This window comes from Haloechinothrix alba (genome assembly GCF_900188115.1).
Classification (GTDB): Bacteria; Actinomycetota; Actinomycetes; order Mycobacteriales; family Pseudonocardiaceae; genus Haloechinothrix; species Haloechinothrix alba.
Genome location: NZ_FZNW01000068.1, coordinates 1 through 1,519, shown reverse-complemented (window position 1 = coordinate 1,519; position 1,519 = coordinate 1). Strand labels below are relative to the sequence as shown.

Genomic DNA, 1,519 nt, shown 5'->3' with positions numbered 1-1,519 from the left:
ACCGGCGCTTGACCTCCGCTGACATCTTGTTCGGTGCATACTTCGGCATGCGAACCCCTCCCGTCCGGATTCGCAACGACCCTTAGAGAGCAAGCGGTCTGGCCGATCGTCTACATCGATGCCCTGTGGGTCAAGATCCGGGACGGGGCGGTGACCAACCGGCCGGTCTACCTTGCGGTCGGGGTGGACCTGGGTGGCTGCAAGCACATCCTCGGGCTCTGGATCGGCCCCACCGAGGGTGAGGGCGCTCGCTTCTGGATGTCGCTGCTGGCCGAACTGCGCAACCGCGGGATCCAGGATGTGTTGATTTGTTGCTGTGATGGACTTTCCGGTCTCCCGGAGGCGATCACCACGACATGGCCCCAAACGACGGTCCAGACATGCTGCGTGCATCTGATGCGGGCCAGTCTCCGCTTCGCCTCCAAGAAGGATCATCTCCAACTGATCCCCGCATGAAAGGCGATCTATACCGCGCCCACCGACGGCGCCGCCGAACAAGCCCTGGACGAGCTGGAAACCTCGCCATTGGGTCAACGCTACCCGGCTATCGTACGGATCTGGCGGGCAGCGTGGCCGGAGTTCGTGCCGTTCCTGCAGTTCCCGCCGCCTCTGCGTAAGGATGTGTTCAGCACAAACCTCATTGAGTCGATCAACCCCAGGCTACGCAAGGTGACCCGTAACCGCGGGCACCTTACTTCGGAAGCGGCCGCGATCAAGGTGCTGTATCTGGCGATCCGGCACCTGATCGAGCCCAAGACCAGCGACCGCAGCCAGGTCGCACCCCACTGGAAGGAGGCACGGGGCGCGCTCACCCTCGACTACGAAGACCGCACCACCCCCCCCCCCCCCCCCCCCCCCCCCCCCCCCGATGAACCACGAGATCACACACAAGAACCCGTACACGCCCGGTGGTCGGGGTGACGAAGATCGTCTTGTGCTCGGTGCCGTAGCTGGTACGTCGGAGTGTTTCACGTAAGCTGCCGCCAACGAGTAATTGGCTGTGGCACATAGACCATCGCTGCCTCGTTGATAAGTAGGAACCGACATAGCCGGATGGCGGGGCCTGACGTTAACTCGTCCGTGTGTTCGCTTACTACGGCACGACTGCGCGCAGTGGGCGGCTGTGTCGGCACGTGCGGTCCACATCCCCACGCGCGCCTACGCGCTTTGACCGTGACGTTGCGATGCGACTCACTCCTCCACCCAGCTTCGGCAATGTCCGATACCGCGCACATCTACTCAATTCAGCAGACAGAAGCGCGAGGATTGTGCGGAGTAGCAGTGTCCGCAACTCGGACATCCAGGCGATGCCGGAGCACTTCACGATGGTGGTGATACGGACGTTCAGAGGAGGTTGCGTTGACTGCTATGGCCAATTTGCAGGTGGTTGAATCAGTAAAGGAATTCACGGCCACGACCCGGAATGACCTTCCCCCATTGGACTGGACACTCGAGTTGATTGGAGAGTGTCCGTGTGACCGAAGGGCAACGACGAGCTCGCCGGAAGTTCTCGGCGGAG

At 62.0% G+C, this 1,519-nt stretch carries 1 pseudogene; it reads left to right on the top strand.

The annotated features are described in order from the left end of the window. The first annotated feature begins 33 nt into the window (after positions 1–33). Positions 34–921, top strand: a pseudogene (locus tag CHB84_RS23740) (IS256 family transposase). Positions 922–1,519 lie beyond the last annotated feature (598 nt).